Raw genomic sequence first — 6,265 nt, 5'->3', positions numbered from 1 at the left:
AGCCAAAGCCCCCGGCCTGTATCTGCGCGGAAAACGAATCTAGGCGGCGCTGACCGTCACGACATCTTCGAACTCGGCCGTCACCTTGAAGGTCTTGCCTCCGGCATCGACAAAAAAGTCGTTGCCCGGAAAGAGCTGCGTTGTGGCCGTGAAGGCGTCGCCGATGTAAACGTCCTTGGCCTCGCCATTGGTTTCGAAACGGATGGTCGTCCCGTCGCCAAGCGTGACCATTTGTTCGTGGTCAATGCTGACCGGCAAATCGGCTTCAGTGAAGTTGCTCATAGTCTCCTCCAGGTTTGGCGGTTTCAGGCATATGACACCCGCGCCGTGCGGGTCGAAACCAGAGGGAATTTGAGCCAAGGTACGCCCGATCCTCCCGAGAGCAAAGACTTTTTTTACTTTACCAACCCAACACGTAGGCAAAAATCAACGGGGCCACGATGGAGGCGTCGGAGTTGATCATGAACCGGGGCGTGTCGATGTCGAGCTTGCCCCAGGTGATCTTCTCGTTGGGCACTGCACCGGAATAGGAGCCATACGAGGTGGTGGAATCGCCGATCTGGGCGAAGTAGGCCCAAAACGGCGTGTCTTCCCGTTCCAGGTCCTGGATGAGCATGGGCACCACGCAGATGGGAAAATCCGCTGCGATGCCGCCGCCGATCTGGAAAAAGCCGATGGGAGTGCCGGCCTTGCCCTGCTCGGTGTACCACTTGGCCAGGACTTCCATCTGCTCGGTGCCGGTGCGGATGGCGCTGTGGCTTTTGACATGGCCCAAAATAACTTCGGCGCAAAAGATGTTGCCGAGCGTGCTGTCTTCAAAGCCCGGGGAATAGATGGTCAGTCCCTTTTCCTTGGCCGCCAGCACCCAGGAGTGTTCCTTGGGGACCTGGAAGAACTGCTCGATATCGGGCTGGTCCAGCAGGGCGTACATGTATTCGTAGGGGAACATGGGCTTGCCGGAATCGGCAGCGGCGGCCCACAACTTGGAGATGCGGCGCTGCACCTGGCGCAGGACACCTTCCGGAATGCAGGTATCGGTGACACGATTGAATCCCTGGTCGTACAGCGCCTTTTCCGCCTCGGGCGAAAGGTCGCGGTACTCGGGGACCATCTTGTATTCATTGTGATTAAAGAGGTTAAACAGATCCTCTTCAAGGTTGGCGGCGGTGCAGCTGATGGCGTGGACCTTGTCCTGGCGGATCATCTCGGCCAGGGAAATGCCCAGTTCGCAGGTGCTCATGGCGCCGGCCATGGTGAGAAACATCTTGCCGCCGCGGCCCAGGAGATCATTCCAGGCTTTGGCCGCATCCAGCGTCTCGCGGGCGTTGAAGTGGCGGAAATTGGTTTCCATGAAACGGGATATGGAAGACATTCTAACTCCTTGGGTTATTCCCGGGCGGGACCGTCGCCTTGGTCGGCCCGCTCCTCGATGGTGCCCGGGGACGTGGGCAAAAAGCCCCTGAAAACACTATTGTCCCCATGACGCAAGGCTTTGACCATATCCTCTCTCAAGCGCACCGTCCAGAGCAGAACCGGCCATCGGGGCCACCAGACCAGGGCGACCAGACAACGTGCGGCCGTCCCGGCCAGCCATAGGCAAGCATCGGGCCAGGCAACGGAGGGAGGGCTCCAGGCTGATCTCCGGTCCAGGAGGCCCCGGTGGGAAAAAAACAGCGGTCAGCCAGTCCGGGGCCTGCATCGGGCGTTGGCCGGATGCGCCCGGCTACAGCCCAAGCAAGCGGGAAAGAGCAGCCTTGATGCCGGTTTGATCGATACCGCACAGGACCCGTAAGGCATTTTGCCCGCCGTGTTCCACAAAGGCGTCGGGCAGGCCCAGCCGGGTGACGGTCAGTCCGGACAGCGCCCCGGCGTCGGAAAGCATCTCCAGCACGGCCGCACCAAAACCGCCCTGGAGCACATTTTCCTCAACCGTCAGCCACAGCGGATAACGGCCGGCCAGTTCAAGGAGTTGGGCTTGGGGCACAGGCTTGATGAATCGGGCGTTAAAGACCGCCACTTCCTTGCCGGTCTCGGCGGCCAGGGCATCGGCGGCAGCCACGGCCGGCATGACCCGGCTGCCGATGGCCACCACCAGGGCGTCGGTCCCCTCGCGCACCATGACGCCCTGGCCAATGGGCAGGGGCTCGGCTGCCTGGGGCACGGGCAGGCCGACGCCGGCCCCCCGGGGATAGCGGATGGCGACCGGACCGCCATGGGCCAGGGCGGTGGCCAGCATGGCCGGCAGCTCGGCCTCGCTGCCCGGGGCCATGAAAACAAGATTGGGAATGTGGCGCAGATAGGAAATATCAAAGGCCCCGTGGTGGGTGGCCCCGTCCTCGCCCACCAGCCCACCCCGGTCGAGGCACAGGGTCACGGGCAGATTTTGCAGGCACACGTCGTGGACAATCTGGTCGTAGGAGCGCTGCATGAAGGTGGAATAGATGGCCACAACCGGTTTGTAGCCGGCCATGGCCAGCCCGGCGGCAAAGGTCACGGCGTGCTGCTCGCAGATGCCGACGTCCACGAAGCGCTCGGGAAGCTCCGTGGCGAAACGCGACAGCCCCGTACCCTCGGGCATGGCGGCGGTGATGGCCATGACCCGGGGATCGGCCTTGGCCGAAGCCAGCAAGGCCTCGCCAAACACCTGGGTGTAGCTTGGCGTACACACCCCGGCTTTTTCCACCAGTCCGGTTTCCGGCTCAAAACAACCCACACCATGGAAATACGTGGGATTGTTCTCGGCCGGTTCGTAGCCGCGGCCTTTCTTGGTCAGCACATGGACCAGCACTGGCCCCTCGATATCCTTGACTTCCTTGAAGACCTCAATGAGCCGCTCGGTGTTGTGCCCGTCGATGGGACCGAGATAGTTGAAGCGGAAGGCCTCAAAAAGCATCCCGGGGGTGAAAAAGCTTTTAAACGACTCCTCCCCGCGGCGCACGTAGCCCATGAGGTCGCCGCCGTAGGGCAATGAGCCGATCCAGCTTTCCATATCCTTTTTCAGCCGTTTGACCCAGCGCTGGTTGAGCTTGCGGCTTAAAAAGAGCGAGAGCGCCCCGACGTTTTTGGAAATGGACATCTCGTTGTCGTTTAGGACGACAATAAGCCGCCCGCCCCAGCCCCCGGCCTGGTTGAGTCCCTCGTAGGCCAGACCGGCGGTCATGGAACCGTCGCCGATAATGGCCACCACGTCGTGGTCCTCGCCCTTGCGGTCCCGGGCCATGGCCAGCCCCAAGGCGGCCGAGATGGAGGTGCTGGAATGGCCGACACCGAAATGGTCAAAGGGGCTTTCGGCCGGACGCGGAAAGCCGCTGACCCCGCCCATGGTGCGCAGAGTGTGGAATTGTTCCTGACGGCCGGTGAGGATCTTGTAGGCATAGGCCTGATGTCCGACGTCCCAGACCAATTTATCGCGGCCGGGATCGAAGGCGGCAAGAAGCGCCAGCGTCAGTTCCACAACGCCCAGCGACGGAGCCAGATGGCCGCCGTTCATCGATACCGTGCCAATGATGACCTGCCGGATCTCTTCAGCCAGGAGTGTCCTCTCCTCAGCGGAAAGGCCGGCCACGTCATGCGGGTGCTTGATGCGCGGGAGGATGCGAAGGCCCGTGTCGCTCATTGCCGTCATTGCGTTTTTTCCTTGTCCCTGCCGAGGCTTACAACCGTCACTGCACCCGGACAACGATGTAGCGGGCCAGATCCCGCAGAAAATCGGCAGCTTCGCCGGTGTACGGTTCGATAGCGGCCAGGGCGGCGGCCACGCGTTCCTCGGCCAGCCGACGGCTTTCGTCAAGGCCGATCATGGACGGATAGGTGTTCTTGCCCTGCTCCCGGTCGCTCCCCACAGGCTTGCCAAGGGTTGTCGCGTCGCCGATCTCATCAAGGATGTCGTCGACGATCTGAAAGGCCGCGCCCACGGCCTCGCCGTATTCCCGGGCCCGGGCAACGCCCTCCTCGCCCGCACCGGCGAGTATCGCCCCGCACACGCAGGAGGCGGTCAGAAGCGCCCCGGTCTTCAGCGTCTGCATCCGGGCCAGCTCGGCCAGGGTCACGCCCTCGCGGGCAGTGTAGTCCATGTCCAGGACCTGACCGCCGACCATGCCGGCCGCCCCGGCGGCCCTGGCCGCTTCGGACAAAGCCGGCAGGACCAGTTCGGCCGCCACGCCCGGCCAGGTGCGGCCCATGCAGCCGAAGGCCTCGGTCAAAAGCGCGTCGCCGGCCAGAATGGCCCCGGCTTCGCCGAATACTTTATGATTGGACGGCCGGCCGCGACGCAGATCGTCGTCGTCCATGGCCGGTAGATCGTCATGAACCAGCGAATAGGTGTGAATGAGCTCGAAACCGGCGGCAAAGGGCATGACCCGCGCCCGCCTGGCCTCGAAAAGTTCGGCAAACGTCAGGCAAAGAACCGGTCGCAACCGTTTGCCCCCGGCCAGCAGGGAATATTCCATGGCGGAAAGCAGATTCTCCGGCACGCCGCGCTCCCGCATCCGCACACCGAACCGCTCCCGCAAATACACCTCGACCTCGGCTGCCAGCGCAGCCAACCGTTCCTTCACCGTCACGACTCCTCCCCGGCCGGACCGGCCACGCCGGCCCCTTCGTCGTCGTTCACGTCAAAGGGCCGCAACGTCCCGTCCTCGCCCGCCAGGGCGATTTCCATCCGGGCAGCCTCCAGCCGTTTGCGACAGGTCCCCACCAACCCCATGCCCTCTTTGTACAGGGCCACGCCCTTTTCCAGCGGCACATCGCCGGCTTCCAGGCGCACGGCAATGCGCTCCAGCCGCTCCAGGGCCTTTTCAAAGGATTCTTCTTTCACACTCAAAGCTTTTCTCCAGCTTCAGGCCCGTTTTCCGTCACAACGGCCCGGACTGTGCCATCGTACACCATGATGTCGAGCTTGTCGCCGGGGCGCACATCGGCTTCCCGGCGCAGAAATTTCCCGGTGCGGGCAACCGTCGTCAGGCTGTAGCCCCGGGCCAGCGGTCCGGTCGGGTCCAGGCCGGCCAGATGCGCCTCAGCCAATTCCAACCGCCGCTCCCGGCCAGCCAGATACATCCGGCCGGCCGCCGACAGCCGCTCCAACCACCGGGCGAGCGCTTCCTCCCGAGCATCCAGGCTCCGGGCGTCAAACCGCCGGGCCACCCGGGCTTCCAGGTCGTCCAATCGCCGGGCCACCCCGTCCAGATAGCCGGTCCCGGCCCGGGTGAGCCTCCCGGCCGCGCCGGCAAAGGACTCGTCCAACCGGGCCAGCCGCCGCGACGGCGACAGCCAGGACAGGCCCCGGGCCAAAACAGCCAGTTCCCGCTCCCGGGATGCCAGCAATTGCCCGGCCAGCCGGCGAAGAGCCATTTCGGCATCATCCAGACGCTGGGCCAACTGCTCGCGCTCAGGCCACAGGAGCTGAGCGGCGTGGGAGGGCGTGGCGGCGCGCACATCGGCCACCATGTCGGCGATGGTCACGTCCACCTCGTGCCCGACCCCGGTCAGGACCGGCAGGGGCGAGGCAAAAATGGCCCTGGCCACGTCCAGGGTATTAAAAGCCCACAAATCCTCGAGCGAACCACCGCCGCGAATAAGCACCAAGACCTCGGCCCAGTCGTCGGCCACGGCCCGCAACATGGCCCGGACAATGCCGGCCGGGGCGGCGTCGCCCTGCACCAACGTCGGATAGACCCGCACCTGGGCACCATGCCCGCGCTCGCGGCCGATACGGATGAAATCGCGCACAGCAGCACCGGCCGGGGCCGTTATGACCGCAACCCGGGTCGGATGCGGCGGCAACGGCCGCTTCCTGGCCGCATCAAAATAGCCCTTGGCCGCCAGATCCTTTTTGAGCGCCTCAAATTCCAGCCACAACCGGCCAACCCCGACCTCCTGCACCACCTCGGCCACCAACTGGTAGACGCCGCGCTGGGCATAGACCGTGAGCCGCCCGGCCACCATGATCTCCATGCCGTCGCTGAGCAGTTCCGCCAACGGCCGGTCCAGGACCTCGCCGGTCAGCGGATCATAGCGCTCGCCGCCAGCCGACACCCGGCCGGCCTGGGCTCCGCGAAACCAGACCACGGCCAGCGAGGCCTCGGCGTCACGCAAGGAAAAATACAAATGCCCGGAGCCCGGACGCGACAAATTCACCACCTGCCCGCGCACCCAGACAAAGGGGAACTCCGACTCGACCACGTCCTTCAAGGACCGCGTCAGCTCACCGACTTCAAACACATGGGGCATATATGGCGTCCAGGATCGAGAACTGGGGAGGGAACCC

6 protein-coding genes are annotated in these 6,265 nt (G+C 64.2%); all 6 read right to left on the bottom strand.

The annotated features are described in order from the left end of the window. Positions 1 to 39: 39 nt before the first annotated feature. The 6 genes from DVDV_RS21285 to xseA all read right to left on the bottom strand — a co-directional run bounded on the left by DVDV_RS21285 (position 40) and on the right by xseA (position 6,228). On the bottom strand, positions 40 to 282 hold the full coding sequence (locus DVDV_RS21285; RefSeq protein ID WP_043630577.1) for a hypothetical protein: 243 nt from the start codon (positions 280 to 282) through the stop codon (positions 40 to 42). 118 nt (positions 283 to 400) lie between these two features. Continuing rightward, positions 401 to 1,372, bottom strand: coding sequence for a deoxyhypusine synthase family protein (locus DVDV_RS21280; protein ID WP_075356574.1), 972 nt, complete (start codon positions 1,370 to 1,372; stop codon positions 401 to 403). A 351-nt stretch (positions 1,373 to 1,723) separates the two neighbouring features. Then, positions 1,724 to 3,625 (bottom strand): 1-deoxy-D-xylulose-5-phosphate synthase, encoded by a 1,902-nt coding sequence (gene dxs, locus DVDV_RS21275; protein WP_075356573.1) that lies wholly within the window; start codon positions 3,623 to 3,625, stop codon positions 1,724 to 1,726. A gap of 37 nt (positions 3,626 to 3,662) precedes the next feature. Next, positions 3,663 to 4,562 (bottom strand): polyprenyl synthetase family protein, encoded by a 900-nt coding sequence (locus DVDV_RS21270; protein WP_075356572.1) that lies wholly within the window; start codon positions 4,560 to 4,562, stop codon positions 3,663 to 3,665. Next, positions 4,559 to 4,822 carry an exodeoxyribonuclease VII small subunit gene (gene xseB, locus DVDV_RS21265; RefSeq protein WP_075356571.1) on the bottom strand — a complete coding sequence of 88 codons (264 nt, stop codon included), beginning with the start codon at positions 4,820 to 4,822 and terminating at the stop codon, positions 4,559 to 4,561. Before xseB ends, DVDV_RS21270 begins: the two co-directional genes overlap by 4 nt. Beyond that, positions 4,819 to 6,228 (bottom strand): exodeoxyribonuclease VII large subunit, encoded by a 1,410-nt coding sequence (gene xseA, locus DVDV_RS21260; RefSeq protein ID WP_075356570.1) that lies wholly within the window; start codon positions 6,226 to 6,228, stop codon positions 4,819 to 4,821. Before xseA ends, xseB begins: the two co-directional genes overlap by 4 nt. Positions 6,229 to 6,265: the final 37 nt, after the last annotated feature.

The organism is Desulfovibrio sp. DV (assembly GCF_001936595.1).
GTDB lineage: Bacteria > Desulfobacterota > Desulfovibrionia > Desulfovibrionales > Desulfovibrionaceae > Solidesulfovibrio.
Note: the sequence above shows the minus strand (reverse complement) of the source record. Positions and strands in the feature narration are given on the sequence as shown.

Coding starts and splice junctions, on each gene's coding strand:
- DVDV_RS21280 (WP_075356574.1), bottom strand. CDS start 1,372: ATGTCTTCCATATCCCGTTTCATGGAAACCAATTTCCGCCACTTCAAC.
- DVDV_RS21285 (WP_043630577.1), bottom strand. CDS start 282: ATGAGCAACTTCACTGAAGCCGATTTGCCGGTCAGCATTGACCACGAA.
- dxs (WP_075356573.1), bottom strand. CDS start 3,625: ATGACGGCAATGAGCGACACGGGCCTTCGCATCCTCCCGCGCATCAAG.
- xseA (WP_075356570.1), bottom strand. CDS start 6,228: ATGCCCCATGTGTTTGAAGTCGGTGAGCTGACGCGGTCCTTGAAGGAC.